At 74.9% G+C, this 26,676-nt stretch carries 21 protein-coding genes and 1 pseudogene; 9 read left to right on the top strand and 13 right to left on the bottom strand.

Annotation, left to right across the window (positions count from 1 at the left end; all coding sequences use genetic code 11):
• The 4 genes from GTR02_RS05980 to GTR02_RS05965 all read left to right on the top strand — a co-directional run.
• Window positions 1-1,520 (top strand): PfkB family carbohydrate kinase (locus GTR02_RS05980; protein WP_205708723.1); only part of this gene is annotated, 1,520 nt, incomplete at its 5' end.
• Window positions 1,521-1,649: 129 nt separating this feature from the next.
• Window positions 1,650-3,503 carry a translation elongation factor 4 gene (lepA, locus tag GTR02_RS05975; RefSeq protein ID WP_205708729.1) on the top strand — a complete coding sequence of 618 codons (1,854 nt, stop codon included), beginning with the start codon at window positions 1,650-1,652 and terminating at the stop codon, window positions 3,501-3,503.
• 50 nt (window positions 3,504-3,553) lie between these two features.
• Entirely contained in the window at window positions 3,554-3,997 is a 444-nt protein-coding gene (locus GTR02_RS05970; protein ID WP_166606560.1) for a hypothetical protein, read from the top strand.
• Between the two features lie 169 nt (window positions 3,998-4,166).
• The gene (locus GTR02_RS05965; RefSeq protein WP_166606565.1) at window positions 4,167-6,665 is read left to right on the top strand and encodes a phosphoketolase family protein; all 2,499 of its coding nucleotides are present in this window, start codon (window positions 4,167-4,169) and stop codon (window positions 6,663-6,665) included.
• 23 nt (window positions 6,666-6,688) lie between these two features.
• On the opposite strand, the gene GTR02_RS05960 is transcribed toward GTR02_RS05965, so the two are convergent.
• Complete coding sequence (locus tag GTR02_RS05960; protein WP_166606559.1) at window positions 6,689-7,144, bottom strand: VOC family protein; 456 nt, start codon at window positions 7,142-7,144, stop codon at window positions 6,689-6,691.
• 10 nt (window positions 7,145-7,154) lie between these two features.
• Window positions 7,155-8,648 carry an ankyrin repeat domain-containing protein gene (locus GTR02_RS05955; protein ID WP_166606558.1) on the bottom strand — a complete coding sequence of 498 codons (1,494 nt, stop codon included), beginning with the start codon at window positions 8,646-8,648 and terminating at the stop codon, window positions 7,155-7,157.
• Between the two features lie 528 nt (window positions 8,649-9,176).
• On the opposite strand from GTR02_RS05955, the gene GTR02_RS23695 reads away from it, so the two are divergent.
• Window positions 9,177-10,265: a LacI family DNA-binding transcriptional regulator gene (locus GTR02_RS23695; RefSeq protein WP_166606557.1), complete on the top strand. Its 1,089-nt coding sequence runs from the start codon at window positions 9,177-9,179 to the stop codon at window positions 10,263-10,265.
• Window positions 10,266-10,354: 89 nt separating this feature from the next.
• Here GTR02_RS23695 and GTR02_RS24205 read toward each other — a convergent pair whose 3' ends face one another.
• From GTR02_RS24205 to GTR02_RS05935, 3 genes are read right to left on the bottom strand one after another with little or no spacing between them, the layout of a single operon-like run.
• Window positions 10,355-11,254, bottom strand: a complete 900-nt coding sequence (locus GTR02_RS24205) for an ABC transporter permease subunit (protein ID WP_205708722.1) — start codon at window positions 11,252-11,254, stop codon at window positions 10,355-10,357.
• 11 nt (window positions 11,255-11,265) lie between these two features.
• Entirely contained in the window at window positions 11,266-12,201 is a 936-nt protein-coding gene (locus GTR02_RS05940; RefSeq protein ID WP_205708721.1) for an ABC transporter permease subunit, read from the bottom strand.
• A gap of 1 nt (window position 12,202) precedes the next feature.
• A complete protein-coding gene (locus GTR02_RS05935; RefSeq protein ID WP_166606556.1) occupies window positions 12,203-13,486 on the bottom strand; it encodes an extracellular solute-binding protein in 1,284 nt (427 codons plus the stop codon).
• 391 nt (window positions 13,487-13,877) lie between these two features.
• Between GTR02_RS05935 and GTR02_RS05930 the strand changes: the two genes are divergently transcribed.
• Entirely contained in the window at window positions 13,878-15,758 is a 1,881-nt protein-coding gene (locus GTR02_RS05930; protein WP_166606555.1) for a glycoside hydrolase family 3 protein, read from the top strand.
• Between the two features lie 98 nt (window positions 15,759-15,856).
• Here GTR02_RS05930 and argG read toward each other — a convergent pair whose 3' ends face one another.
• The 8 genes from argG to GTR02_RS05890 all read right to left on the bottom strand — a co-directional run bounded on the left by argG (window position 15,857) and on the right by GTR02_RS05890 (window position 23,898).
• Window positions 15,857-17,305, bottom strand: coding sequence for an argininosuccinate synthase (gene argG / locus GTR02_RS05925; RefSeq protein WP_166606554.1), 1,449 nt, complete (start codon window positions 17,303-17,305; stop codon window positions 15,857-15,859).
• Between the two features lie 50 nt (window positions 17,306-17,355).
• Window positions 17,356-18,045, bottom strand: coding sequence for a hypothetical protein (locus GTR02_RS05920; protein ID WP_166606553.1), 690 nt, complete (start codon window positions 18,043-18,045; stop codon window positions 17,356-17,358).
• On the bottom strand, window positions 18,042-19,049 hold the full coding sequence (locus tag GTR02_RS05915; protein WP_166606552.1) for an acetylxylan esterase: 1,008 nt from the start codon (window positions 19,047-19,049) through the stop codon (window positions 18,042-18,044). Before GTR02_RS05915 ends, GTR02_RS05920 begins: the two co-directional genes overlap by 4 nt.
• Window positions 19,050-19,102: 53 nt before the next feature.
• Complete coding sequence (locus GTR02_RS05910; RefSeq protein WP_166606551.1) at window positions 19,103-19,999, bottom strand: GTP-binding protein LepA; 897 nt, start codon at window positions 19,997-19,999, stop codon at window positions 19,103-19,105.
• Window positions 20,000-20,173: 174 nt separating this feature from the next.
• On the bottom strand, window positions 20,174-20,983 hold the full coding sequence (locus GTR02_RS05905) for a DUF1206 domain-containing protein (protein ID WP_166606550.1): 810 nt from the start codon (window positions 20,981-20,983) through the stop codon (window positions 20,174-20,176).
• A gap of 94 nt (window positions 20,984-21,077) precedes the next feature.
• The gene (locus GTR02_RS05900) at window positions 21,078-23,378 is read right to left on the bottom strand and encodes a heavy metal translocating P-type ATPase (RefSeq protein ID WP_166606549.1); all 2,301 of its coding nucleotides are present in this window, start codon (window positions 23,376-23,378) and stop codon (window positions 21,078-21,080) included.
• Complete coding sequence (locus GTR02_RS05895; protein WP_205708726.1) at window positions 23,378-23,578, bottom strand: heavy-metal-associated domain-containing protein; 201 nt, start codon at window positions 23,576-23,578, stop codon at window positions 23,378-23,380. The genes GTR02_RS05900 and GTR02_RS05895 overlap by 1 nt, the downstream gene beginning before the upstream one ends.
• Before the next feature lie 26 nt (window positions 23,579-23,604).
• Window positions 23,605-23,898 (bottom strand): metal-sensitive transcriptional regulator, encoded by a 294-nt coding sequence (locus GTR02_RS05890; RefSeq protein WP_205708720.1) that lies wholly within the window; start codon window positions 23,896-23,898, stop codon window positions 23,605-23,607.
• Window positions 23,899-23,992: 94 nt separating this feature from the next.
• Between GTR02_RS05890 and hemW the strand changes: the two genes are divergently transcribed.
• The 3 genes and pseudogenes from hemW to GTR02_RS05875 all read left to right on the top strand — a co-directional run.
• Window positions 23,993-25,216 (top strand): radical SAM family heme chaperone HemW, encoded by a 1,224-nt coding sequence (hemW, locus tag GTR02_RS05885; RefSeq protein WP_166606547.1) that lies wholly within the window; start codon window positions 23,993-23,995, stop codon window positions 25,214-25,216.
• A gap of 44 nt (window positions 25,217-25,260) precedes the next feature.
• Entirely contained in the window at window positions 25,261-26,319 is a 1,059-nt protein-coding gene (locus tag GTR02_RS05880) for an LLM class F420-dependent oxidoreductase (protein WP_166606546.1), read from the top strand.
• Window positions 26,320-26,408: 89 nt separating this feature from the next.
• Window positions 26,409-26,676 (top strand): annotated as a pseudogene (locus tag GTR02_RS05875) (hypothetical protein); the annotation flags it as partial.

Raw genomic sequence — 26,676 nt, 5'->3', positions numbered from 1 at the left:
CCGCCTCCACCGCGGACCGCGCCACCACTGCCGCTCCCGGCCCCGTCGCGCCGCCCGTCCCGCCCGCACCGCCGCGCCGCCCGGGCGCGCACCGCGTGGTCGTGGTCGGCGACAGCGTGCTGGACCGGGACCTCCTCGGGCGCAGCCAGCGCCTGGCCCCGGACGCCCCCGTGCCGGTCGTCGACCTCACGGAGGTCCAGGAGAGCCCCGGCGGAGCCGGCCTCACCGCCCTGCTGGTCGCCGCCGGTGGCGGGAGCGGTGCGGGCGCCGAGACCACGCTGGTGACGCCGCTGGCCGACGACGACGCGGGCCGGCGCCTGCGCGCCGGCCTGGAGCACGCGCTGCACCCGGTGACCGTCGTCGGCCTGGGCCACGAGGGCGGCACCCGCACCAAGACGCGCGTCCGGGTGGCGGGGCAGTCCCTCGTCCGCCTGGACGACGGCGGCCCGGGCACGCCGACGGACGTCGACGCGGGTGCCCTGGCGGCCGTGCTGGCCACCGCGGACGTCGTCCTGGTCAGCGACTACGGCGCCGGCACCACGCACCACCCCGCGGTCCGCGACGCGCTGACGCGGGCCGCGCTCCGGGTCCCCGTGCTGTGGGACCCGCACCCGCGCGGCGGGGCCCCCGTGCCGGGGTGCGCGCTCGTCACCCCCAACCTGGCCGAGGCGAGCGCCGCGGCCGGCCCCGCCGCGCCGGGCACGCCCGACGGCCTGGCCGAGCACCTCGCCACCGCGTGGGGCGTGCGGGGCGTCGTCGTGACGACGGGGGCGCAGGGGGCGTGGCTCGCCGCGCCCGGCACCGAGGCCCTGTTCGCGCCCGCGCCGGCCGTCGCGGTGGGGGACCCGTGCGGGGCGGGCGACCGGTTCGCGGCCTCCGCGGCGCTCGCGCTGGCCGCCGGCGGGCTGCCCTCCGAGGCCGTCCTCGACGCGGTCGGCGACGCCTCGGCGTGGGTGCGGGCCGGCGGGGCTGCTGGGTGGCGTGCCGCTCAGCACGCGCCCGTCGTCGCCACCGGCCGGGACGTCGCGACCGCCGGCGCGGCCGACGTCGTGGCGCGGGTCCGGGCCGGCGGGGGGACCGTCGTGAGCACCGGGGGCTGCTTCGACGTCCTGCACGCGGGCCACGTGGCCTGCCTGGAGGCGGCGCGCCGGCTCGGCGACGCCCTCGTGGTGCTGCTGAACTCCGACGCCTCCGTCCGCCGGCTGAAGGGCCCCGGCCGGCCCGTCAACGACCAGGTCGACCGCGCCCGGGTGCTGGCCGCGCTGGACTGCGTCGACGCCGTCGTCGTCTTCGACGAGGACGACCCGCGGGCGGCGCTGGACGCGCTGCGGCCCGACGTGTGGGCCAAGGGCGGTGACTACGGCGGTGCGGAGCTGCTCGAGGCGCCCCTGGTGCGCAGCTGGGGCGGCCGCGTCGTCTTCCTGCCCTACCTCCCCGGACGGTCCACGACGCTCACGCTCGCCCGCGGGGCCGCCGGCGCCGACGGGGTCGTGGGCACCGTGCCCGCGCCGCCCGCCTGACGGGCGGGCCCCGGGCCGGCCCCGCGCCGCCCGCCGCGGCACCCGACGGCGGCAGCGGGCGCGGGTGGGCGTGCGACGATGGGGGCCCACACCGAGCTCGACGAGAGGTCCACGTCACCCGTGTCCCCGATGGCTGCCGGCGCCCCGGCCCCCGCCTCGACGCCGCCGGAGATCCTGCGCAACTTCTGCATCATCGCCCACATCGACCACGGCAAGTCGACGCTGGCCGACCGGATGCTGCAGCTCACGGGGGTCGTCGACCCGCGCGCCATGCGGGCTCAGTACCTGGACCGCATGGACATCGAGCGCGAGCGCGGCATCACGATCAAGTCGCAGGCCGTGCGCATGCCGTGGGGCCTGGACGGCACCGACTACGCGCTGAACATGATCGACACCCCCGGCCACGTGGACTTCACCTACGAGGTGTCCCGCTCGCTGGCGGCCTGCGAGGGCGCCGTGCTGCTGGTCGACGCCGCGCAGGGGATCGAGGCCCAGACCCTGGCGAACCTGTACCTCGCCATGGAGAACGAGCTCACGATCATCCCGGTGCTCAACAAGATCGACCTGCCGGCCGCGCAGCCGGAGAAGTTCGCGGAGGAGCTCGCCAAGCTCATCGGCTGCGAGCCCGACGACTGCCTGCGCGTCTCGGGCAAGACCGGCGTCGGCGTCGAGCCGCTGCTGGACGAGATCGTCCGGCAGATCCCCGCCCCGGTGGGCGACCCGGACGCGCCCGCGCGGGCCATGATCTTCGACTCCGTCTACGACACCTACCGCGGCGTCGTGACCTACGTCCGCGTCATCGACGGCCACCTGAGCCCCCGCGAGCGCATCGCGATGATGTCGACCAAGGCGACGCACGAGCTCCTGGAGATCGGGGTCAGCTCGCCCGAGCCCACGCCGTCCAAGGGCCTCGGGGTCGGCGAGGTCGGCTACCTGATCACGGGCGTCAAGGACGTGCGCCAGTCCAAGGTCGGCGACACCGTCACCAACGCGCACAAGCCGTCGACCGTCGCGCTGGGCGGGTACCGCGACCCGAAGCCCATGGTGTTCTCCGGGCTCTACCCGATCGACGGCTCGGACTACCCGCTGCTGCGCGACGCCCTCGACAAGCTCAAGCTCAACGACGCCGCCCTGGTCTACGAGCCGGAGACGTCGGCCGCGCTGGGGTTCGGGTTCCGCATCGGCTTCCTCGGCCTCCTGCACCTGGAGATCGTCCGCGAGCGGCTCGAGCGCGAGTTCAACCTCGACCTCATCTCCACGGCGCCGAGCGTCGTGTACGAGGTGACGATGGAGGACCGCAAGGTCATCACGGTCACGAACCCGTCGGAGTACCCCGAGGGCAAGGTGTCCGAGGTCCGCGAGCCGATCGTGCGGGCCACGCTGCTGGCCCCCGCGGAGTTCATCGGCGCCATCATGGAGCTGTGCCAGCAGCGCCGCGGTGAGCTGCAGGGCATGGACTACCTGTCCGAGGACCGCGTCGAGATGCGCTACCGGCTGCCGCTCGCGGAGATCGTCTTCGACTTCTTCGACCAGCTGAAGTCGCGCACCCGCGGGTACGCCTCGCTGGACTACGACGTGGACGGCGAGCAGGCGGGGGACCTCGTGAAGGTCGACGTGCTGCTGCAGGGCGAGCAGGTCGACGCGTTCTCGGCGATCGTGCACCGCGACAAGGCCTACGCCTACGGCGTCATGATGGCCGGCAAGCTCAAGGACCTCATCCCGCGGCAGCAGTTCGAGGTGCCGATCCAGGCCGCCATCGGCGCCCGGATCATCGCGCGCGAGAACGTCCGCGCCATCCGCAAGGACGTCCTCGCGAAGTGCTACGGCGGGGACATCACCCGCAAGCGCAAGCTGCTGGAGAAGCAGAAGGAGGGCAAGAAGCGGATGAAGATGGTGGGCCGGGTCGAGGTCCCGCAGGAGGCGTTCATCGCCGCGCTGTCCTCCGACGCCGCCGGCGGGCAGACGGACAAGCAGAAGAAGTAGCCCCCGCGCCGCCGGTGGACCGGGCGCCCCGGGAGGGGCACCATCGGCGCATGGACGACGCGCGAGACGTTCCGGCCGGACCGCACGAGCACGAGGGCCCCCACCAGGGCGAGGGCCCACACCAGGGCGAGGACCGGGTGGACGACGGCCCGCACGACGGCGAGGCGCTGGTGCCCACGCCGCTGGGGCGCACGGCGCTGCAGCCGTGGCGCCGGCGCGCGGGGGCGTTGCGCAGCAGCCTGCCGGAGCTGGCGCGCAACCCCGTGGTCGTCAGCGCCTCGACGGTGGCGGTGACGCTCGCGGCCCGGCTGGCGGTCGAGGTCGCCCGGCGGGCGCTCGCCCCGGGGGCCGCCTCCGCGGGCGGTGGCCGGCTCGAGGTCAGCGGGCACGTGGTGCACCACGTCGTGCACCACCACGTCGTCCACCACGCCCACGTCGTCCACCACCTGTCCTCGCCCGTGCTGGTCCGGCTGCCGGCGCCGCCGCCCCGCTGACCGGCCTCCGGCGGTGCGGGCCGCGCGGGTGGGTCGGACCGCCGGGGCGCGACGGGGTGCGCGAGCGCCCCGGACGTGGTCTGCTGCCCCGCGAACGTCCCCGGGCGCCGGTCGCGAGAGCACGTGACCGGCCGCACGCGCGAGCCGAAGGACAGACATGACCATCGAGATGACCGGCAGTGCCGCCCCCGTCGCCGCCTGGGCCCGGCGTCCGGACGAGACCCTGACGGAGGACACCCTCGCCCGGGTCGACGCCTGGTGGCGCGCCGCGAACTACCTGTCGGTGGGGCAGATCTACCTCCTGGACAACCCTCTGCTGCGCACGCCGCTGCACCGCGACCACGTGAAGCCGCGGCTGCTGGGCCACTGGGGCACGACGCCCGGGCTGAACTTCCTCTACGCCCACCTCAACCGGGCCATCGTCGAGCGCGGCCAGTCGACGATGTACGTCACGGGCCCGGGCCACGGCGGTCCCGGCCTGGTCGCCAACGCCTACCTCGACGGCACCTACTCCGAGGTCTACTCCGACGTCACGCCCGACGCGGAGGGGATGCGCCGGCTGTTCCGGCAGTTCTCCTTCCCCGGCGGCATCCCCAGCCACGTGGCCCCGGAGACCCCCGGGTCGATCCACGAGGGCGGTGAGCTCGGCTACGCCCTGTCCCACGCCTACGGGGCGGCGTTCGACAACCCCGACCTGCTGGTGGCGGCGGTCGTCGGCGACGGCGAGGCGGAGACCGGCCCGCTGGCCACGAGCTGGCACTCGAACAAGTTCGTCAACCCCGTCAACGACGGGGTGGTGCTGCCGATCCTGCACCTCAACGGGTACAAGATCGCCAACCCGACGGTGCTGGCGCGCATCCCCGAGGAGGAGCTGGTCTCCCTCCTGCGCGGCTACGGCCACCACCCGCACCTGTTCACGGGGGGTTTCGACGGCGAGGACCACGCGGCCGTGCACCGCCGCTTCGCGGAGCTGCTCGACACCGTCCTCGACGAGATCGCCGACATCAAGGCGCGCGCCGCGGCGGGCGACGACAGCCGCCCCGCGTGGCCGATGATCGTGTTCCGCACCCCGAAGGGCTGGACGTGCCCCGCCGTGATCGACGGCAAGCAGGTCGAGGACTCCTGGCGCGCCCACCAGGTCCCGCTGGCCAGCGCGCGCGACACCGACGAGCACCTGCAGGTCCTCGAGGAGTGGATGCGCTCCTACCGGGCCGGGGAGCTGTTCGACGACGCCGGCGCGCTGCGCGCGGACGTGGCGGAGCTCGCCCCGTCCGGCATGCTGCGGATGAGCGACAACCCGCACACCAACGGCGGACTCCTGCTGCGGGACCTGCGGTTGCCGGACTTCCGGGAGTTCGCCGTCGACGTGCCCCATCCCGCCGGTTCGGCGAGCGAACCGACCCGGGTGCTGGGGCAGTGGCTGACCGAGGTGGTGCGCCGGAACCCGGACAACTTCCGCATCTTCGGCCCCGACGAGACGGCCTCGAACCGGCTGCAGGCCGTGTACGACGCGACGGACAAGCAGTGGAACGCCGAGCGGCGCAGCGACGCCGTGGACGAGCACCTCGCGCGCGCCGGCCGCGTCATGGAGGTGCTGTCGGAGCACCAGTGCCAGGGCTGGCTCGAGGGGTACCTCCTCACGGGGCGGCACGGGCTGTTCAACTGCTACGAGGCGTTCATCCACATCGTCGACTCGATGTTCAACCAGCACGCGAAGTGGTTGCAGGTGACCCGCCGGATCCCGTGGCGCCGGCCGGTCGCGTCGCTGAACTACCTGCTGTCCAGCCACGTGTGGCGCCAGGACCACAACGGGTTCAGCCACCAGGACCCGGGGTTCATCGACCACGTGATGAACAAGAAGGCCGAGATCGTCCGCGTGTACCTGCCGCCGGACGCGAACACGCTGCTGTCCACCTACGACCACTGCCTGCGCAGCCGCGACTACGTCAACGTCGTCGTGTCGGGCAAGCAGCTCACGCCGAACCTGCTGTCGATGCCGGAGGCCGTCGCGCACTGCACGCGGGGCCTCGGCGTGTGGGAGTGGGCGGGGCGCGAGGTGCTGGGGGAGGACCCGGACGTCGTGCTCGCGTGCGCGGGCGACGCCCCGACGCTGGAGGCGCTCGCGGCCTCGGACATCCTGCGCCGCGAACTGCCCGACCTGCGCGTGCGGTTCGTCAACGTCGTCGACCTCATGCGGTTGCAGGACGAGCGCGAGCACCCGCACGGGCTGTCCGACCGCGACTTCGACTCGCTGTTCACGACGACGAAGCCGGTCGTCTTCGCCTACCACGGCTACCCGTGGCTCATCCACCGCCTCACCTACCGCCGCACGGGGCACGCGAACATCCACGTGCGCGGGTACAAGGAGGAGGGCACGACCACGACGCCGTTCGACATGGTGATGCTCAACGACCTGGACCGCTACCGCCTGGTCATGGACGTCGTCGACCGGGTCCCGCACCTGCAGTCGCGCGCCGCCGGGCTGCGGCAGCGCATGGCCGACGCACGCCTCGCGGCGCGCGAGCACACGCGCACCCACGGCGAGGACGTCCCCGAGGTGCGCGACTGGGTCTGGCCCGACGCGGGGGAGACGGCCACGGGCAGCGCGGGCCCGACGTACACCGACCAGGGCGCGGGGAGCACCGCCACGGGCGGCGACAACGAGTGACGCAGGACGGGTGAGGAGCCGGCTCAGGGGGCGGCGCAGAACTCGTTGCCCTCGGGGTCGGTGAACACCCACCAGTGCCCGGCGGGCCCCTGGTCGACCTCCCGGACCCGCGTCGCCCCCAGCGCGTCGAGGCGGGCGAGGAGCGCGTCGAGGCCGTCGGGCCCGGCGTGCAGGTCGACGTGCAGGCGGTTCTTGGCCGCCTTCGCCTCGGGCACCTCCTGCAGGAGCAGCCGCCGGCCGTGGCCGATGCCGCTCACCGGGTCGAGCGGGTCGTCGGGGTGCCGCAGGCCGGCGTAGCCGCGGAACAGCCGGCGGCCGGCGTGCTCGACGACGGCGTCCGGCTGGACGTGCCCCGCCGCGAGGAGCTGCTCGACGAGCGGGGTCGGGTCCTCCAGCTCGTACTCCAGGGCCGCCGCCCAGAAGTCCGCGAGGGCGGGGGCGTCGGTGCAGTCGACGACGAGCTTCCAGTGCAGGGCCACCCGCCCGGTTCTAGCCCCCGCCGGGGCCGGGGCGCAACGGCCCGCCGGGCCCCTCCCCGAACAGCCCGGCGAGCGACGCCCGGCCCAGGTGCCCGGCCCACTCCGGGGGCGTCGCGCCGAAGCGGCGGTCGCGCACGCCGGGGTCGGCGCCGAGCGCCAGCAGGCGCCGCACCAGACCCTCGTCGTCGCGCTCCACCGCCGTGTGCAGCGCCGTCTGCCAGGGCTGCTCACGAGGCAGGTCGCTGCGACCCAGGGCGTCGACGTCCCAGCCCGCGGCCACGAGCAGCTCGACGGCGCCCGCCCGGCCGGTCCCGGCGGCCCAGACGACCAGCGAGGGCCGTGCCGCGCGGGCCGCCGCCACCACGGTGGCGGGCGCGGCCCGCACGGCCTCCCCGTCGCCCGCGAGCGCCGCGGCGACGAACGCCTCGACGGCGTTCAGCCGCGGGTCGGGTGCGCCCAGCTCCCGCAGCCGGGCGGCCAGCGCCGGGTGACCGCTGCCGAGCGCGAGCGCGACGGGGGTGGCGCCGCCCGGCAGGGGCGCCGCCAGGTCGACGCCGTGGGCGGCCAGCAGCTCCACGCGGGCGCGTTGGTCGTGCAGCACCGCCCACTCGAGCAGGCCGCGCAGCTGCACGGCGGGGGCGGGGGTGGTCTCGGGCAGTCGCCGGCGCCACGGGCCACCGTCGCCTCGCCCGAGCCCGGCCGCGAGCAGCAGCTCGAGGGCGGCGTCGTCCTCGGTGAACATCAGGTCGTAGAGCGCCTGGCCGTCGTCGGGGTCGGCCCCGCGCTCCAGCAGGAGCCGGAGCAGGGGGTCCGCGTGCGGGTGCGGCGGCTGGTCGCCCTCACCCCGGCCGACGACGCACGCGAGCACCGTGAACGGCGTGGGCAGCCCCTCGAAGAACCGCCCGTCGTCCGGGTCGGCGCCCGCGTCGAGCAGCAGGCGGGCCACGGCCAGGCACCGATCGCGCGGCACCTCGAGGCGGGAGGAGGCCAGGTGCAGCAGCGGCGACCAGCCGTGCGGACCGGTGGTCCGCGTCGCGGCTCCCCGGTCGCGCAGCAGGTGCGCCCGCAGGGCGTCGACGTCCCCGGCCACGGCCGCGACGGCGGCGCCCGCGGACGGCAGCGCCGGGTCCGCCGCCAGGAGGTCCTGTGCCGCCCGGAGGGAGGCGGGGTGGTCGTGCGAGGTCCACGTCAGGCACGCGAGGCGCAGGAACCGCTCCGGGAGCGTCTCGCTGTCGCTCGGTGCGGCGTAGGTCCACGACCGGGCCGTGAGGGCCTCCACGTGGCGGCGCAGCCGCGGCCAGCTCGCGAACCCGTGGTGGCGGGCCAGGGCCCGTGACGCCGCGCTGAGGCGGAAGCCGGCGTCCGCGGTGCTCAGCCCGGCGAGCGCGAGTGCCGCCGGGTGGCCCGCGCGCACGCCGCGCTGCAGCTCGCGCACCTGCCGGCGCAGCTGCCCGAGGTCCGGCCGGGCCGGCAGGGGGTGAGCCGTCCGCAGCCAGGTGGGCACGGGTCCGGAGGGTGCGTCCCCGGCGGCCGGGGACGGGGGCGTGGTCGCCACAGCGACCTCCTCTCGTCCTCCCGCGGTCCGCGGTGCGGGAGCGAGGGGAGGGGAGTCGGAGGGTGCGGCTCGTCCCATGCAGGGGGGCTCAGCCCTTCCCGCGGACCCGGAGGCGGACCTGCCCCGCCTGCGGTCACAGTAGTCCCCGCGACAGCCGGACGGCACGGACCCGGCGGGGCCGCCCGGCCCCTGGTGGTGGTTCGGGCCCCTGCCTCCGCGACCGTGGGCTCGCCGAGCCCGGTGACGACGTCGGCGTCCAGCCCGGCTCGTCGCTGCGCGGCGAGGGGTCGGCCGGCAGCCCGCCGCGGCAGGACCGCTCGACGTCGTCGCCCTCGTCGTCGCGGCGGTGGCGCCGTGCCGGTGTCCCGGAACAGGTCGCGCCCTCGCGGCGACCGGCGGGCACGCCCGGGCACGTCGTCCGGCCCGTTCCCGGCGGTTAGGATTCCGGCACGAACCGCCTCGAGGAGGACGACGACGATGGCCGCTGCGCCGACGGTCTACGACGTGGCGACGCTCGCGGGCGTGTCCACCGCGACCGTGTCGCGCTACTTCCGGCAGCCGGACAAGGTCGCGGTGAAGACCCGGGAAGCCGTGCGCTCCGCGGTCCTGGAACTCGGGTACCTGCCCAGCGGGAGCGCCCGAGGGCTGGCGGAACGGAGGACCGGCGCCCTGGGCATGGTCTCCTTCGGCCGGCACGAGGACGACGAGTTCCTGCTGCCTCCCCTGGAGGGCGGCGGTCGCGTCGTGGTGGTCCGCGACGACGACGACCACCCCCGGCTCTACCCGTTGTTCGCGGACGAGGTGTTCCGCGGGGTCGAGCTCGAGTGCACGATCCGGGGTTTCCCGTTGTTCCTGGGCTGGAACGCCATCGAGCTCAGCGAGGTGATGGTCGACGCGGTCGCGGGCCGGGTGGACGGACTCGTGGTGCTCCCGCAGGCCGTGTCGCAGGAGCGTCTGGACCAGCTCGTGTCCCGGCTCCCGGTGGTGCTCGTGAGCGACGTGCCGCCGAAGGGGTCGGCCGTCAGCAGCGTGACGGTGGACAACGCCGGCGGTACCCGCACCCTCGTCGAGCACCTCGTCGGGGCTCACGGGTTCGACGACCTGTGGTTCGTGGGGGAGATCCTGGCCAGCGACACCCGCAAGCGGTTCTCCGGCTACCGCCAGGCGCTGCGTGCGGCGGGTCTGGCCGCCCCGGCCGCGCCGCAGTTGCGTCCCTGGGGGCGCGCGGACGCCCGGGAGATGCTGGCCGAGGTCGTCCAGCGTGGTGCAGCGCTGCCGCGGGCTGTGGTCTGCGGCACCGACCAGAACGCCCTCGGAGTCGTCGACGCCCTGCAGGCGGCCGGGATCGACGTTCCCGGGGACGTCGCCGTCACGGGTTTCGACGGCATCGCCGCCGGGAGGGTGGCTCGCCCCCGGCTGACCACGGTGCGCCAGCCGATGGACGCGCTGGGCAGGGTGGCGGTGCGCATCCTCGTCGACCAGGTCGGGCTGGACGAGCGGACTCCGGTGCACCGGCGGCTTCCCGTGCAGGTCGTCCTGCGCGAGAGCTGCGGGTGCCGCGGCTGACCCGCGGGACCGCGCCGTCGGCGGCGGAGGCGTCGCGCACGGCGAGCTCGCAGCCGCGACCCACCGGGGCGACGGGTGCGACGACGGCTCTACTTGATGCCGGTGGAGGCGATGCCCTGGATGAAGTACCGCTGCAGGGCGAGGAAGAGCAGGACGATCGGGGTCACGACGAGGACGGCCCCGGCCAGCAGGAGACCGTAGTTGGAGGCGTTCTGCCCCGTGGAGTACAGCGAGATGGCCACGGGGAGGGTGAACCTGTCCTCGTTCTGCGCCACGACGAGCGGCCACAGGAAGTTGTTCCACGAGAACAGGAACGTCAGGATCGCCAGGGTCGCGAGGGCGGGACCGCACAGCGGCAGGACGATGCGCGAGAAGATGCGGAACTCGCCGGCGCCGTCGATGCGTGCCGCCTCGATGAGGGAGTCCGGGATGTCGCTCATGAACTGCCGCATCAGGAAGACGCCGATGGCGTTGGCGAGGAAGGGCAGGATGAGCCCACCGTAGCTGTTGACCAGACCCAGCCGGCTGACCGTCACGAACAGCGGGATGAAGGTGACCGTGCTGGGGATCATGAGCATGCCGAGCACGAGGGCGAGGAGCACCCGCTTGCCCGCGAACTCCATCTTCGCCAGGGCGTAGCCCACCATCGAGCAGAACACGAGGTTGCCGGCCACGGTGACCACCGCCACCAGCAGGGTGTTGCCGAAGAAGCGGCCGATGTCCAGGTCCACCAGCCACTGCCGGTAGTTCGCGAACGTGGGGGCGTCGGGCAGGAAGCCGTTCGGGTCGGCGGTCAGCTCGGCCTGGGTCTTGAAGGAACCCAGCACCATCCACGCGAAGGGCAGCAGCGTCACCAGGAGGGCGACGACGAGCAGGACGTACGTCACCGCCCGCCCGGTGGGGGAGTGCCGGCGGACTCCGCTGGTCCGGTCGGCAGCGGTGCCGGACGCCCGGACGGGGGTGACGGGGGGTCGGGTCTGCGACGTCACGGGTGCACCTCTCAGTCCTGCGTGCGCAGGACGCGGAACTGGAGCAGGCTGAGCAACGCGATGGCCAGGAAGAGCACGTAGCTCGCCGCTGCGGCGTAGCCGTACCGGCCGAACGAGAACTGGTTGAAGATGAAGTAGGAGATCGACAGCGTCGAGTTCAGCGGACCTCCGCCGGTCATCACGTAGGCCTCCTCGAAGAACTGCAGGAAGCCGACCGACAGGAGCACCGAACCCAGCAGCAGGGTGGGTCGCAGCGTGGGCAGGGTGATGCTCACCAGGCGGCGCCAGGCCCCCGCCCCGTCGACCTCGCCGGCTTCGAGCACCTCACGGGGGACGTTCTGCAACCCCGCCAGGAAGATGATCATGAGGGTGCCCATGTTCCGCCAGACGGACATCACGATGAGCGCCGGCAAGGCCGTCGTCGTGTCGTTCAGCCAGTCGGGGCCGTTGATCCCGACGAGGCCGAGGGCTGCGTTGAGCAGACCGTCGTCGGTGAGGATGAACCGCCACACGACCGAGATGGCGACGATGCTCGTCACGACCGGGGTGTAGAAGCCGACCCGGAACACGGTGCGGAAGCGGCCGATCCCGTTGTTCAGGGCGATCGCCAGGGTGAGCGCGACGGCCATGGTCAGCGGGATGCCGAGGACCACGTACAGCGCCGTGTTGAGCAGGGACCGGCGGAACAACGGGTCGGCGAACAGGGCCGTGTACTGCTCGAGCCCGACGAAGGACACCGCCAGAGGGGTCTGCACGTCGCTGGAGCGGAAGTCGGTGAACGACATGGCCAGCGACGACACGACCGGCACCACGAGGAAGACGACGAAGAGGGCCATGAAGGGGGCGGCGAAGCCCCACGCGACGAACGTCTGGTGCCGCCGGCGGCGTCGGCTCACCGTGAGGTGGTCAGCCGGCACCGCGTGCGGAGCCTTCGTGGTGGTGGCCACGTCAGTCCTCGGTGCCGATGCCCTCGGCGGTGGCCTGCAGCTCCGCCATCGCGTCCTCCGGGGACTGGCCGGCCTTGGCCACCCGCTCCAGCGCCTGGTCGGCGGCCGCGGAGACCTGGATCCAGGTCGGGACGTTCGGCGTGCCCTTGGCGGTCTGGAGGGTCTCCTCGAACGTCGACAGGGTCTGGTCACCGGCCAGGGCCGGGTCCTCGTAGGCGGACTGGACGGCGGGGAGGTCGGTCGTGGCCTCGTAGAAGGCGACCTGGTTCTCCGGCTTCGACAGGTACTGCAGCACCTTCCAGGCCGCGTCCTTGTTTTCGGCCTTCTGGAACACGCCCATCTGCGCACCGCCCAGGAGCGTGGTGGACGCGCCGCCCTGCCCGGTGGGGACGGGGAAGACGCCGACCTTGCTCGCGAAGTCCGGCCCACCGCTCTGGGCCAGGATGAAGTTCGTGAACGGCCCCGAGACGAACATCGGCGTCTCACCGCTGATGAACGCGGGGCCGATCGCCGTCAGGTCCGGGTTGGGGTTCCTGTCCGCGATGCCCTCGTCGTAGAAGCTCTTGACGTAGTCCAGCGCCTCGACGACCTCGGGGGAGTCGAAGGTCCACCGGGTGTCGTCGCCGTCGATGATGTCGCCCCCGTTGGACCAGATCGCGGGCAGGGCCACGGCCTCGAAGGTGTTCGGGCCACCGTTCGGCAGCACGATGCCCCACTTCGCGCCGGCCTCGGTCTGCATGGCCTTGGCCATCGCCTTGAAACCGGCGAAGTCCGTCGGCGGGGTGGTGATCCCGGCCTTCTCGGCGAGGTCCTTGCGGTAGTAGACGACGCGGGTGTCGAGGTAGAGGGGGACGGCCACCTTCGCGCCGTTCACGGTCACGTTGTCGACCGCTCCCTCGAACATGCCGCTCATGTCGATCGCGGCGGGGACCGGCGCCAGGGCGCTGGCGAAGGCCGGCGTCCAGGTGCTGCCGATCATGCCGATGTCGGGCGTGTCCCCCGAGGCGATGGACGTGCGGTACTTGTCCTGGGCGGACTGCCAGGGCAGTTCCGTGACGTTGATCGTGACGTCGGGGTTCTCCTGCTTGAAACCCTCGAGCACCTTGGGCAGCTGGGTCGCCTCGTTGCCCTGGGCCCAGATGGTCACCGTCCCCGTGGCCTTGCCGCTGCTGATGGTCTCCGCCGCCTGCGGCGCGGCGCCGTCCGCACCGCTCCGCCCGCACCCCGCCAGCGCCACGCTCGCAGCGACGACCGCGACGGCCGCCGTCAGCTTCCTCTGGAACATCCTCGTCCCCTCCATCCGGGTAGCACCGGTCTGCGCGCCCCTGCCGGGCCAGCGCCTCGTCGGGTACTGTAAGCGCATACAAGCACGGGCGACAAGGAGGTCGGGGCAGTGGATCCATCCGACGTTCCCCGGCCCTCGACCCCGGTGCCCACCGCTGCGAACCCGACCGCAGCGACCCGCTCCTCAGCGGTGGCAGGTCTGGCCGGTGCGTCGCTGCGTCCCCCGCGGGCACCAGCACGGTCTCCGTCGACCAGGGCGGGCGGTTCCTGCCGGCGGTGGACCGCGGTGAGCTCACGTTCTTGCCGCGTGACGCTGTACGCGCTTACAGTCAGCGGACACCCGCCACCAGGACGGCGCCCACCGCCGGCGAACGGCGCACCGGAGGAGAACGATGACGACCGACCTGACCCGCGCAGTCTCGAGCGCGGTCCTGCACGCGCCGGACGGCACGCCGTTCCGGGACCTCAACCACAACGGGACGATGGAGCCGTACGAGGACCCGCGGCTGCCGGCGGCCCAGCGCGTCGAGGACCTCGTCGCGAGGTTGAGCCTGCCCGAGAAGGCGGGTCTGCTCTTCCACACGGTCATCGAGAGCGGGCCCGACGGCACGCTCCTCGAGACCCCCGGCATGATCAGCAAGTCGCCGACCTCCACGGTCGTCCGCGCGAAGTTCCTGAACCACTTCAACGTCCACCGGCTCGGGACCCCCCGCGAGGCGGCCCGCTGGAACAACGCCCTGCAGGAGCTGGCGGCGACGACCCCGCACGGCATCCCCGTCACCGTGTCCACCGATCCCCGGCACGCGTTCGTGGAGAACTCCGGCGTGTCCTTCGCGGCCGGGCACTTCTCGCAGTGGCCCGAACCGCTGGGGCTGGCGGCGACCGGTGACGCCGCGGCGGTCGAGGAGTTCGCCGACGTCGTCCGTCGCGAGTACCGCGCGGTCGGCCTGCGCGCCGCGCTCCACCCGACCGTGGACCTCGCCACCGAACCCCGGTGGCCACGGCAGATGGGGACCTTCGGCCAGGACGGGACGCTGGCCTCGGAGCTGGTCACCGCCTACCTGCGCGGCCTGCAGGGTGCCGAGCTCGGCCCGACCAGCGTGGCGGCGACGACGAAGCACTTCCCGGGCGGTGGACCTCAGCGCGGCGGTGAGGACCCGCACTTCCCGTACGGCCGGGAGCAGGACTACCCGACGCAGAACCTCGAGGAGCACCTGCTGCCCTTCCGGGCGGCCGTGGCGGCCGGCACGAGCGCCGTCATGCCGTACTACGGCATGCCGGTCGGTCTCGAGATCGACGGAGAGGCCGTCGAGGAGGTCGGGTTCGGCTACAACCGGCAGATCATCACGGGCCTGCTGCGCGGCCGGCTCGGCTTCGACGGGGTGGTGCTCAGCGACTGGGAGCTCGTCAACGACAACCACGTCGGTGATCAGGTGCTGCCCGCCCGGGCCTGGGGCGTCGAGCACCTGACGCCCGGCGAGCGGATGGCGAAGATCCTCGGCGCCGGGGTCGACCAGTTCGGCGGTGAGGAGTGCACCGAGCTGCTGCTGACCCTGGTCGAGGACGGTCTCCTCAGCGAGGAACGGCTCGACGAGTCCGTCCGGCGGTTGCTGCTGGTGAAGTTCCGGCTCGGTCTCTTCGACGACCCGTTCGTCGACGAGGAGGCCGCGGCCGACGTCGTGGGCCGCCCCGGCTTCCTGGAAGCGGGTCTGCGCGCGCAGTCCCGGTCGGTCACGCTGCTGCACCTCGGCGACGGGGCCGGGCACCTGCTGCCGCTGGACCCCGGCCGACGGGTCTACACCGAGGGGGTCTCCGCCGAGTCGGCGGCGCTGTACGGCGTGCCCACGCCCGACCCGGAGGCCGCGGACTTCGCCGTCGTCCGGCTGCACGCGCCCTGGGACCCCCGCGACGACCTGTTCCTCGAACGGTGGTTCCACGCCGGCAGCCTCGACTTCCCGCCCGGGCTCGTGCACCGGCTGGCGAGGCTGGCCGAGCGTCTCCCGCTCCTGCTCGACGTCCGCCTCGACCGCCCGGCGGTGCTCACCCCGCTGCTGCCGTTCGCGACGGTGCTCACCGGCACGTTCGGCGTCGGCGACCAGGCGCTCGTGAACGCGCTGAGCGGCCGTGTCCCGCCCGCCGGGCGCCTGCCGTTCGCCCTGCCGGTCTCCATGGACGCCGTCCGCAGCTCGCCCGTGGACCGGCCGCTGGACACCCGGGCCTCGTTGTTCCCCGCCGGTCACGGGCTCACGCTGCCCCCGAGCAGCCGGGCGTAGAGCGGGAAGGCGCCGGTCGCTCCCGGGCGGGCGACCGGCGCCGCGTCCCCCGGCTCGTCACCCCGGGACGGAGCCCGCTGCGCGGGCCGGCTGCGCCGTCAGTCGGTGCCGGACTCCATGGCCGCGCGGTCCAGCAGGGCGTCGGCGTCGGAGACCGTCCCGCGCGAGGCGATGAGGTCCGCGCCGCCCTCGGGCATCGCGCCGATGAGCCCGGTGGACGCGGCCTGGGCGGCGCCGACCGGGCGCGGCTGCGACCCGCCGACGAGGCCGAGCTCGGCGTACTGCTCCAGCTTGGCGCGGGAGTCGGCGATGTCGAGGTTGCGCATGGTCAGCTGCCCGATGCGGTCGATCGGGCCGAAGGCGGAGTCCTGGGTGCGCTCCATCGACAGCTTGTCCGGGTGGTAGCTGAACGCGGGGCCGGTGGTGTTCAGCACCGAGTAGTCCTCGCCGCGGCGCAGCCGCAGCGTCACCTCGCCCGTGACGGCGGTGCCGACCCAGCGCTGCAGCGACTCCCGGAGCATCAGCGCCTGCGGGTCCAGCCAGCGCCCCTCGTACATCAGCCGCCCGAGCCGTCGGCCCTGCTCGTGGTAGCTCGCGACGGTGTCCTCGTTGTGGATGGCGTTGACCAGGCGCTCGTAGGCGGCGTGCAGCAGCGCCATCCCGGGGGCCTCGTAGATGCCGCGGCTCTTGGCCTCGATGATGCGGTTCTCGATCTGGTCGGACATGCCGAGGCCGTGGCGGCCGCCGACGGCGTTGGCCGCCAGCACGAGGTCGACGGCGCTGGCGAAGGTGTGCCCGTCGATGCTCACCGGCCGGCCCTGCTCGAAGCCGATGGTGACGTCCTCGGGGGCGATCTCGACCTCGGGGTCCCAGAAGCGCACGCCCATGATCGGCTGCACGAGCTCGACGCTGGCGTCGAGGTGCTCCAGCGCCTTCGCCTCGTGGGTGGCGCCCCAGATGTTGGCGTCGGTGGAGTACGCCTTCTCGGTGGAGTCGCGGTAGGGCAGGTCGTGGGCCAGCAGCCACTCCGACATCTCCTTGCGCCCGCCGAGCTCGGTGACGAAGTCGGCGTCCAGCCACGGCTTGTAGATGCGCAGCGAGGGGTTGGCCAGCAGGCCGTAGCGGTAGAACCGCTCGATGTCGTTGCCCTTGTAGGTGGAGCCGTCGCCCCAGATCTGCACGTCGTCCTCGAGCATGGCGCGCACCAGCAGCGTCCCGGTGACGGCGCGGCCCAGCGGCGTGGTGTTGAAGTACGCGCGGCCGCCGGAGCGGATGTGGAACGCGCCGCACGTCAGCGCGGCCAGGCCCTCCTCCACGAGCGCGGTGCGGCAGTCGACGAGGCGCGCGACCTCGGCGCCGTAGGCGTGCGCGCGACCGGGCACGGAGGCGATGTCCGGCTCGTCGTGCTGGCCGATGTCCGCGGTGTACGTGCACGGCACCGCGCCCTTGTCGCGCATCCACGCGACGGCCACCGACGTGTCGAGGCCACCGGAGAAGGCGATGCCGACGCGCTCGCCGACGGGCAGGGAGGTCAGCACCTTGGACATGGGGAGAGTATGCATGTCCGTGCATGGCCATGCAAAAACCGGGGCGGACGTCAGCCCGGCTCGAAACCCGCGCTGGCGGTCAGCGTGCCGGGCGCGACCTCCGTGAAGCCGCCGTCGTGCACGTCGACGCGGTCGCGCGGGTCCAGGACGGGAGCGCCCGTGAGCACCCGCACCCCCAGGCCCGCGGCGTGCCAGCGGGTCGTCGCCGCCGCCGGCAGCTGCTCCCACGCGAGCTGGGCGGCGTGACCGGCCTGCGCGGCCGCCTTGCCGGTCGTCATGGCCACGCCGGGGGAGAGCCGCACCGTGAGCAGGTCGGGCCGGGCGGGGGGCACGGCGGCCGGACCGGGGTCGTCGAGCGCGAGGCCGCCCACCTGCAGGGTCCGCAGGAGCACCGGTACGTCGTCGCGCGGGTGCGGGGCGAAGACCCGCACCACGGCGTCGCCGGCGGCGGCCTCCACGTGCGGCAGCGCGGCGGTCCGCTCGAAGCGGGCGCCGCGCGCCCGCCGGGTGATCTTGCGGATGTGCCCGGTGCGCCAGCGCTCGACGGCCGCGTGCAGCGGGCCCTCGGGGTCGCGCACGCGGTCGTCGGCGAGCAGGAGCACGACTGCGCGCGCCGCGGCGACGAGGACGTCGGTGTGCGTCGGGACGGGGTCCCGCTCGACCCGGACGACGAGGGACAGCGCCCAGGGGTCCGCCTCGGCGAGGCCGGTGCCGGGCCCGTCGGGTTCCGGCCCGCTCACGACCCGGGCAGGAACCCGCGCGCCCCCAGCCACTGCAGCTGGCGGGCGAACTGGTCCGCGCCGCCGCCGGCGTGGTCGCCGAAGGGCCACACGGCGATCTCCTTGTCGACCTCGCGCCCCACGGCCTGCACGGCCTCGCCGTAGCGGGCGTAGGCGGCGAAGACGGTCGACGGCGGGCACACCGGGTCCATCAGGGCGACGCTGAACAGCGCGGGCGCCGTCGCGCGGACCGCGAGGTTGGCGGCGTCCACGTAGGCGAGCGTCCGGAACGCCTGCTCGACCGAGGTCCGGGTGTGCCGGCGCAGGTACTCCACGACCTCGAGGTACGGGCCCGCGGAGGCCGTCTCGGCCCCGCGGCGGTAGTGGCACAGGAACGGGACGTCGGGCAGCGCGGCCGCGACCGCGTCACCGCACAGCCCCGCGGCCGCGAGCGTGAACCCGCCGCCCTGGCTGCCGCCGGCCACGACGACCCGGCGGCCGTCGACGCCGTCGAGGGCGTGGGCGGCGTCCACGGCGCGGGCGCAGTCGACCATCGCGCGCCGGAAGTAGTGGTGGCGCGGGTCCTCGATGCCCTTGGTCATGACCCCGCCGACGTAGGAGCCCGTGGTCTCGGGGCTGCCCGCGTCGGGCGTGTCGTGCCCCTGCCCGCGGCTGTCGACGACCAGGTGGGCGAACCCGGCGGCGGCCCACTGGGTGTGCTGCACGGGCACCCCGCGGCCCTGGGAGTAGCCCTGCACGTGCACGACGATCGGCAGCGGCCCCTGCTCACCGCGCGGGCGCACGAGCCACGCCGCGATGCGCTGGCCGCCCCACCCGGAGAAGCGGACGTCCTCGACCTCGAGCCGCGCCAGCCCGTGGCCGGTCACCGGGGTGCGGGCGACGTCGATGTCGTGGGCGCGGGCCTGCTCCAGGCTGTCCACCCAGAACTCGTCGAAGTCGGCCGGCTCGGCCACCTCGCCCCGGTAGGTCAGCAGGTCCTCGAGCGGCAGGTCGGTCAGGGGCACCGCGGCAGACTAGCGCCGCGCCGCTCGCCGTCGCCCGCGGCCCGGGGGGCCGGTCAGAGGGCGGTGGGCCGGGGGCCGAGCAGCAGGTCGGCGCCGTGGGTGCGGAACTGCTCGATGGCGTCCTTGAGCGCGGCGAGGATGTAGCCGGGGACCCGCATGCCCTGCTCCTGCGCCCACAGCAGCTCGCGCTCCACGAGGCTGATCTGCGCCGCGAAGTCCTCCACCTTGTCGGCGAGGCCCAGGGTCGTCAGGACCCCGCCGAACTGCGCGCGGTGTTCCGGGGTGTGCGCCCCGACCAGGCTGAAGGACTTGCGCCGCAGGACCTTGGCCAGCCGCAGCTGCCACGGCTGCAGGACGTTCTCCTGCAGCATCTGCGTCGCGGACAGCCGGTAGAACGCGAAGTGGCCCGGTTCCTGGCGGCGGATCGGCGTGACGACGGTCCGCGCGATGGCCTCCTCGCCGATGCCGGACAGGCCGTCGACGAGCAGGTTGTAGGCCACGACGGCCGACTTCTCGGTCGCCGCCCCGGTCAGGTAGTAGAGCAGCCGGGCGACCTCGTGGACGGGCTTGAGGTGGGCGAGGGCTCCGAGGACGCGGATGCGGGGGTTCACCGACTCGGTGTCGGGGTCGGCCGGCGCGATGTCGATGTCCTGCTGCAGCCGGTCGAGGATCAGCCCGTGCTGGATCTCCTGCGGCTGCCACACGTCGGCGTAGAACAGCCGGTCGGTCTCGGAGACGTCGGGCAGCAGGGTGAGCAGCTCGAGGACGTTGCGGTCGACCTCGAGCTCGACGCGCGCGAGGTAGTCGATGACGTGGCCGAACTCCGTGCGGACGCGACGCGGGTCCACCACCGTGCGGTCGACGTCGTCCAGCCGCAGCGGCGGGTGCTTCTCGCCCAGGCGCAGGACGTGGTCGCGGATGTCCTGCGGCGTGATGATCTTGAGGGACACGCTCGGCTGACTCCTAGCTGACCAGGTGGACCGGACGCCCCCGGCGGTTCCAGTGTGCAGGACGGGACCGCCCGGCGGGGTCGTCCGCATGAGGACACCCTCACTTCGTCACCGCGACCGCCGGAGATGTGCCGCCGGCGTGGTGATCCGCGTCACACGACCCGGTGGCCGACGTCAGGCGCGGCGGCGGCGCCGGGCCGTGACGACCTGGAAGACGCCGTAGGCCGCGAGGCCGAGGGCGACGAGCACGAGCAGGACCGTCCCGAACGGCTGCGCGGCGATCTCCCGGAACGCGGCGTCGAGCCCGCGCGACTTCGCCGTGTCGCCCTGCGAGGACACGACGACGAGCACCCCGAGGACCGCGAACGCCACGCCGCGGGCGACCCAGCCGGCGACACCCAGCGCGCTCAGGCCCCGGCTCAGCGTGCCCTCGACCTTGTCCTCGAACGAGCGCTGCAGGCCGCGCACGACGGTGGCGACGCCCACGCCCACGACGACCAGCCCCGCGAGCACGACGAGCACCGCGCCACCGGGCGCCTCGAGGACCCGCTGCGTCAGGGTCTGCTGGTTCTGCCCGGCCGACCCGCCGCCGCCCGCGGCGAAGCGCACGCACGAGACGAGCAGGACCAGGGCGACCACGGCCTTCGCGGCCGCGCTGACGCGGTGCGACGTCTTGTCGCCCGTGACCGCCTCCAGCACCTGCCACCCCGCCATGGCGAGGAAGCCGAGCGCCAGGACCCACAGCAGCACCGGGCCGATCGCGGTGTCGCGCACCTGCGCGAGGGCCCCCGTGGAGTCGGCGCTGCCGCCGCCCCCGCCGAGGGCCACCTGCGCAGCGAGCCAGGCCACCAGCAGGTACACGACGCCCTCCGCCGCGACGCCCGCGCGCCCCACGCGGCGCAGGGTGGACTCGTGGCGCTGAGCGAAGGCGACGCCCTGCCGCGCGCCCCGCTCGGCCGACGACCGTGCCTGTCCTCCCGCCATGGGAGTCCTCCTCGCTGCGCCGGGACCCGCCTGCTCAGGGTCGTCCGTCCGGCCCGACAGACTGCCCTCCCGGAGGCCCCGCGGCCACCGGAGATCAGCGCGGCGCTGCGCCGGACGTGGCGGTGAACCGCCGCAGCCGCAGGCTGTTCGTCACCACGAAGACCGACGAGAAGGCCATCGCCGCCGCCGCGAGGAGCGGGTTGAGCAGCCCGGCCGCCGCGAGCGGCAGCGCGGCCACGTTGTAGGCGAACGCCCAGAACAGGTTGCCGCGGATCGTCCGCAGCGTCCGCCGGGCCAGCCGGACGGCGTCCACGGCCGCGGTGAGGTCGGCCCGCACCAGGGTCAGGTCGCTCGCCTCGATGGCGACGTCGGTGCCGCTGCCCAGCGCGATGCCCAGGTCCGCCTGGACCAGGGCCGCGGCGTCGTTGACGCCGTCGCCGACCATCGCCACGACCCGGCCCTCGGCCTGCAGCCGCCGCACGACCTCGACCTTCCCGGCCGGGAGCACCTCGGCGACGACCTCGTCGACGTCGGGGTCGATGCCGACCGCGCGCGCGACCGTCTCGGCCGTGCGCCGGTTGTCGCCCGTCAGCAGGACGGGCCGCAGCCCCAGCCGGCGCAGGTCGGCGACGGCCGCCGCGCTCGTGGGGCGCACGGTGTCCGCGACGGCGAGCACGCCCAGCGGCCGGCCGTCGGCCGCGACGACGACCGTGGTGCGGCCCGCGGCCTCGGCCGCCGCGAGCGCGTCGGCGAGGGGTCCCGCGGGCAGCGGGGCGCCCCCGTGCTCGGCCACCCAGGCGGCCCGCCCGGCGAGCACGGTCCGGCCCTGCACGACGCCCCGGATGCCCAGGCCGGCGCTCGCGGTGACGTCCGCGACGGCCGGCAGCTCGCCCAGCCGCGCGGCCGCCGCGGCCGCGACCGCGCGCCCGACGGGGTGCTCCGAGGCCGTCTCGAGCGCCCCCGCCAGGCGCAGCAGCTCCTCCTCGGTGCCGCCCGGGGCGGGCGTGACCGCGACCAGGCCCATCCGGCCGGTCGTCACGGTGCCGGTCTTGTCGAGCACGACGGTGTCGGCGCGGCGCGTGGACTCGAGCACCTCGGGGCCCTTGACGAGGATGCCGAGCTGGGCGCCGCGACCGGTCCCGACGAGCAGGGCCGTGGGGGTGGCGAGGCCGAGCGCGCACGGGCAGGCGATGACGAGCACGGCCACCGCGGTCGTCAGGGCGGTCCCGGCCCCGGCGCCGGCCAGCCACCAGCCCACGGCCGTGGCGACGGCCAGCACCAGCACGACCGGGACGAACACGCCCGAGACGCGGTCCGCGAGGCGCTGCACCTCCGCCTTGCCCGACTGGGCCTCGGTGACGAGGCGGCCGATGCGCGCCAGCTGGGTGTCGGCGCCCACGCGCGTGGCCCGCACGCGCAGCAGGCCGCCGGCGTTGACGGTGGCCCCCGCGACGGCGTCACCGGGACCCACCTCCACCGGGACGCCCTCGCCCGTCAGCACGCTGACGTCGACGGCGCTCGCGCCGTCGAGGACCACCCCGTCGGTGGCGATCGTCTCCCCGGGGCGCACGAGGAACTCCTCGCCGACCCGCAGGTCGGGAACGGCGACGCGGTGCTCGACGCCGTCGCGCAGCACGCCGACGTCCCGGGCGCCCAGCGCGAGCAGGGCGCGCAGCGCCGCGCCGGAGCTGCGCCGGGCCCGGGCCTCGAGGTGGCGCCCGGCCAGCACGAGGACCGTGACGACCGCGGCGACCTCGAGGTAGAGGTGGTTCCCCGCCTCGCCCCGCCCGGGCAGCAGCTCGAACCGCATCCGCATGCCGGGCATCCCGGCGTCGCCGAGGAAGAGGGCCGCCAGCGAGCTCGCGAACGCCGCGAGCACGCCGAGGCTGACGAGGGTGTCCATGGTCGCGGCGCCGTGGCGCAGGTTCGTCCAGGCCGCGCGGTGGAACGGCCAGCCGCCCCAGACGACGACGGGCGCCGCGAGCGTGAGCGAGAGCCACTGCCAGTTCGGGAACTGCAGCGGCGGCACCATCGCGAGCAGCAGCACGGGCAGCCCCAGCGCCGTGGAGACGGCGAGGCGGTGGCGCAGCGAGGCGGCGGCGGCGTCGTCGGGGGCGGGCTCCTCCGGCTGCGGTGCAGGGGGAGCGGGGAGCGCGGCGGTGTACCCCGTGGCCTCCACGACGGACACCGCGTCGGCCACGTCGGTCCCCGCGGGCAGGTCCACGCGGGCGCTGGCGGTCGCGTAGTTCACGGCCGCGCGCACGCCCGGCATCCGGTTCAGCTTCTTCTCCACGCGCGCGGCGCACGACGCGCAGGTCATCCCGCCGATGGTCAGCTCGACCGTCCGGGCGCCGTCCCCGGCGACGTCGGTGCGGGCGGGGCCGGTGGTCGCCATCAGCGACCGCCCCCCGCCTCGTCGAGCGCGTAGCCGGCCTCGTCGACCGCCTCGCGGACGGCGTCGGCCGCGAGCGGCGCGTCCGACGTCACGGTCACGGTGGACGAGCCGCCGGGCACCAGGGCGACCGCGACGTCGCGGACCCCGGGCAGGGCCGAGAGCTCCTCGGTCACCGCGCGGACGCAGTGCTCGCACGTCATGCCGCTGACGGCCCAGCGCGCGGTGCTCACGAGCGCACCAGCCGGGCGATCGCCGCGCTGGCCTCGCGGATCTTCGCGTCGGCCACGTCTCCGCCCTCGGCCGCCGCGTGCGCGACGCAGTGCGAGAGGTGGTCCTCCAGCAGCGACAGCGCGACGGCCTGCAGGGCCTTGGTCGCGGCCGACACCTGCGTGAGCACGTCGATGCAGTAGGCGTCCTCCTCGACCATGCGCTGCAGGCCGCGGACCTGCCCCTCCACGCGACGCAGCCTCTTCAGGACCGCGTCCTTCTCGCCGGCGTAGCCGACCACTGCCTGCTCCATGCCTCAGTGATACCCCCTGGGGGTTCCATCCGCAACCCCTACCCCCTAGGGGTACCCGTCGAGGGCGGGTCGCGGAGTGGGGGACACTGGAGGCGTGCCGAGCACCCTCCCCGACGGCGAGCCCGTCCCCGCCGACGGCGCCCTGCCGGCCGCCGCCCTGGCCGGGGCGGCGCAGCGGTCGTTCGGCGTCTACGTGCACGTCCCGTTCTGCGCCGTGCGCTGCGGCTACTGCGACTTCAACACCTACACGGCCACCGAGCTGGGCGGCGGCGGGTCGCAGGCGGCCTACGCCGCCACGGCCGTGGCCGAGCTGGCGCTCGCGGGCCGGGTGCTGGGCGACGCGGCGCGCCCGGCGCAGACGGTGTTCTTCGGGGGCGGGACCCCGACGCTGCTGCCCGTCGGCGACCTCGCGACGCTGCTCACCGCGGTGCGGGACACCTTCGGGCTCGCCCCGGACGCGGAGGTGACGACGGAGGCGAACCCCGACAGCGTCACGCCGCAGAGCCTGCAGGCGCTGCGGGCCGCCGGGTTCACGCGCGTCTCGTTCGGCATGCAGTCCGCCGTCCCGCACGTGCTCGCGGTGCTCGACCGCACCCACGACCCCGAGCGCGTGCCGTCGGCCGTCCGGTGGGCGCGCGAGGCCGGCCTCGCCGTGAGCCTCGACCTCATCTACGGCACCCCGGGGGAGTCGCTGGAGGACCTGCGCACGAGCCTCGACGCCGCGACCGCGTGCGAGCCCGACCACGTCTCGGCCTACGCGCTCGTCGTGGAGCAGGGCACCCGGCTGGCCGGGCAGGTGCGCCGCGGGGAGGTCCCCGCGCCCGACGACGACGACGAGGCCGCCAAGTACGAGCTCGTCGACGACGTCCTCACCGCCGCCGGGTACTCCTGGTACGAGGTGAGCAACTGGGCGCGGACGCCCGACGCCGCCTGCCGGCACAACCTCGCCTACTGGCGCGGCGGCGACTGGTGGGGGATCGGCCCCGGGGCGCACAGCCACGTCGGCGGCGTGCGGTGGTGGAACGTCAAGCACCCCAGCGCCTACGCGGGGCGCCTGGCCGCGGGCGTGAGCCCCGCGCACGCGCGCGAGCGGCTGAGCGACGCCGACCGCCACGTCGAGGACGTGCTGCTGCGCTCCCGGCTGGCGGAGGGCCTCGACGTCGCGGGCCTGGACGCCGGGGCGCGGGCGCGGGTGCCGGGTCTCGTCGCCGACGGGCTCGTCGAGCGCCACGGCGTCCCCGCGTCGACGCGCCTGGTCCTGACGCGCCGCGGCCGGCTGCTCGCCGACACGGTGGTGCGGGCGCTGCTCCCGGCCTGACGGCGCCCCGGGGGCGCGCCCCGCCCACGGGCTACGGTGACGGCGTGCGCCTCGGGCTGAGCATCGGATACCTGACGGGCGGCGACGGCACGGTGGCCGGCGCCGCCGGCGACGCCCTCGCCCTGACGCTGCGGGCGGAGGAGCTCGGGTTCGACAGCGCCTGGGTGGCCGAGGCCTACGGCTCCGACGCGCCGTCCGTGCTGGGCTGGCTCGCGGCGCAGACGACGCGGATCGGCCTGGGCGCGGCCGTCATGCAGGTGCCCGGCCGCAGCGCCGCCGCCACCGCGATGACCGCCGCGACCCTCGACGGCCTCAGCCGCGGCCGGTTCCGGTTGGGGCTGGGCGTGTCCGGCCCGCAGGTGGCCGAGGGCTGGCACGGGCAGCGCTTCGGTGAGCCCCTGGTTCGCACGCGCGAGTACGTCGACGTGGTCCGCCTGGCCCTGGCCCGCAAGCCGTTGCAGTACAAGGGGTCCCACCTGCAGCTGCCGCTGCCCGACGGACCGGGCGTGCCGCTGCGGCTCATGCTGCCCGCCTCCCGGCCCGACCTGCCGATCTACCTCGCCGCGGTGGGGCCGAGGAACACCGCGCTCGCGGGGGAGATCGCCGACGGCTGGCTGCCGGTGTTCTTCTCCCCCGAGCACGCCGGCGACCAGCTCGCGCAGCTGCGCGAGGGGCGCGAGCGGCGGACCCCGCGCGAGGGCGCGCCGGAGTTCGACGTCGTGCCGACCGTGCCGTTCCTGCTCACCGACGCGACGGGGGAGCAGCGGCTGCAGGCCGAGGCGGGCGTGCGCGCGTACGCCGCGCTGTACCTCGGCGGCATGGGCAGCCGCGAGCAGAACTTCTACGCGCGGCTCGCGGGGCGCCTCGGGTTCGACGCCGAGGCGCAGCACGTGCAGGACCTGTACCTCGCCCGCCGGCAGCGCGAGGCGGCCGCCGCCGTGCCCCGCGGGTTCCTCGACGCGACGTGCCTCGTCGGCTCGGCCGCCGAGGTGCGCGCGCGGATGGCCGACTACGCGGCCGCGGGCGTCACCACGCTGAGCGTGCTGCCGATGGGGGCCACGCCGCAGGAGCGCCTCGACTCCCTGCGGGTCCTGACCGACTGACGTCCCCCCGTGGTGGGGAACCAGGGCGGGGCGGGCGGCGTCCAACGGCCCGACCGGTCGGCGTGACCGCGGCTCCCACGGAGGTAGCGATGCCCGTTGCGACGGTTCCCCGACGTCCCCCCACCACCGCCCCCGGCGAGGCTCGCCGCGCGCGGCGGTGGCCCGCGGCCGTGGCCCTGGGCGCCGTGCTGCTGCTGGGCGGGACCGCCTGCACGGGAGGCGGTGCCGAGTCCTCCTCCGGCGGGTCCTCCGCCGACGCGGGCAGCGGCGCGGCGGCCGCGGACGCGGCGGGGCCGGGCGTCGCCGACGCGGCCGCGTCGGTCGCCGGGCCGCCCGCCGCGCCCGTCGACCTGGAGG

The organism is Kineococcus siccus, assembly GCF_009906795.1.
Classification (GTDB): Bacteria; Actinomycetota; Actinomycetes; order Actinomycetales; family Kineococcaceae; genus Kineococcus; species Kineococcus siccus.
This window is presented reverse-complemented; position numbering and strand designations above follow the sequence as displayed.

Bases quoted from the DNA above. Each gene is read 5' to 3' on its own strand.
- lepA (WP_205708729.1), top strand. From the start codon at position 1,650: ATGGCTGCCGGCGCCCCGGCCCCCGCCTCGACGCCGCCGGAGATCCTG.
- GTR02_RS05970 (WP_166606560.1), top strand. From the start codon at position 3,554: ATGGACGACGCGCGAGACGTTCCGGCCGGACCGCACGAGCACGAGGGC.
- GTR02_RS05965 (WP_166606565.1), top strand. From the start codon at position 4,167: ATGACCGGCAGTGCCGCCCCCGTCGCCGCCTGGGCCCGGCGTCCGGAC.
- GTR02_RS23695 (WP_166606557.1), top strand. From the start codon at position 9,177: ATGGCCGCTGCGCCGACGGTCTACGACGTGGCGACGCTCGCGGGCGTG.
- GTR02_RS05935 (WP_166606556.1), bottom strand. From the start codon at position 13,486: ATGTTCCAGAGGAAGCTGACGGCGGCCGTCGCGGTCGTCGCTGCGAGC.
- GTR02_RS05930 (WP_166606555.1), top strand. From the start codon at position 13,878: ATGACGACCGACCTGACCCGCGCAGTCTCGAGCGCGGTCCTGCACGCG.
- argG (WP_166606554.1), bottom strand. From the start codon at position 17,305: ATGTCCAAGGTGCTGACCTCCCTGCCCGTCGGCGAGCGCGTCGGCATC.
- GTR02_RS05905 (WP_166606550.1), bottom strand. From the start codon at position 20,983: ATGGCGGGAGGACAGGCACGGTCGTCGGCCGAGCGGGGCGCGCGGCAG.
- GTR02_RS05900 (WP_166606549.1), bottom strand. From the start codon at position 23,378: ATGGCGACCACCGGCCCCGCCCGCACCGACGTCGCCGGGGACGGCGCC.
- GTR02_RS05895 (WP_205708726.1), bottom strand. From the start codon at position 23,578: ATGACGTGCGAGCACTGCGTCCGCGCGGTGACCGAGGAGCTCTCGGCC.
- GTR02_RS05890 (WP_205708720.1), bottom strand. From the start codon at position 23,898: ATGGAGCAGGCAGTGGTCGGCTACGCCGGCGAGAAGGACGCGGTCCTG.